This is a genomic window from Mesorhizobium sp. M0293, assembly GCF_040321735.1.
GTDB lineage: Bacteria > Pseudomonadota > Alphaproteobacteria > Rhizobiales > Rhizobiaceae > Mesorhizobium.
This window is the reverse complement of sequence record NZ_JAMYSA010000308.1, coordinates 1-732: the sequence shown is the minus strand read 5'-3', so window position 1 is coordinate 732 and position 732 is coordinate 1. Positions and strand designations below refer to the sequence as shown.

The following is a 732-nucleotide window of genomic DNA, read 5'->3' as shown; positions in this document are numbered from 1 at the left end:
GGTCAAATGACGTCGAGAGACGACAACAATTATGCCGAGCAAGAAAGCAGATAGAGCGCTCTAACACATTGGAATCAACGGACGATTGGCCTTGGTTGCTGCGGACTCCGCATAATCCGGCGCTCCACATAATTGCGGAAGTCGACCGGCTTCGTCGCCACCATGACCTTGACCGCACCCGTCGGCCCGATCACGACGTCGCCTTCAGCGCGCGGATCACTGCGCCCACCGTCTTGGAATCGGCGCCCCGGCCGACCCGCATAGCGACGCCGTCTATCTCCAGCTCGATCACACCGTCTCGGGCGGCTTTCTGCTTCCGCCGCCGCCTTGCCGCCGGTTCAGGCCTCGGCGCTGCAATCACCGCCGGAACAAACAACGATTCCGGTGCCGGCGCTTCCGCCAACGGCTGACGAGCGGCCCGACGCCAGGCGAACAGCTGCTGCGGGGACAAAGCGTATCGCCGCGCCACCGCGCTCACGGTCGCGCCGGCTTCGTAGCTTTCCGCCACGATCCGCGCCTTCTCCTCCGGCAGCCATTCGCGCCGCCGACCGGAGCCCGTGAACACCTCGAACCGGCGCGCGGGCTCGTGATCGCTGGATTTAAGCGTAAGCTCTGAAATCGTCATGTGTCGAAGCCCTCAAAGGCGGTCGCGTCCCTACAGGTGGTGTAGATCGGCGGTAGCGAAGCCGCAAGCGCGCCCGCCCGCAACAGCGCGGTTGCGAGCGCCCGGCG

At 65.3% G+C, this 732-nt stretch carries 1 protein-coding gene; it reads right to left on the bottom strand.

Going from position 1 to position 732, the window contains the following annotated elements; genetic code table 11:
* Positions 1-190: 190 nt before the first annotated feature.
* Positions 191-625: an IS66-like element accessory protein TnpA gene (tnpA, locus tag NKJ06_RS35615; protein ID WP_352812616.1), complete on the bottom strand. Its 435-nt coding sequence runs from the start codon at positions 623-625 to the stop codon at positions 191-193.
* Positions 626-732 lie beyond the last annotated feature (107 nt).

Excerpts from the sequence above, each read along its gene's own strand:
- tnpA (WP_352812616.1), bottom strand. The coding sequence starts at position 625 with ATGACGATTTCAGAGCTTACGCTTAAATCCAGCGATCACGAGCCCGCG.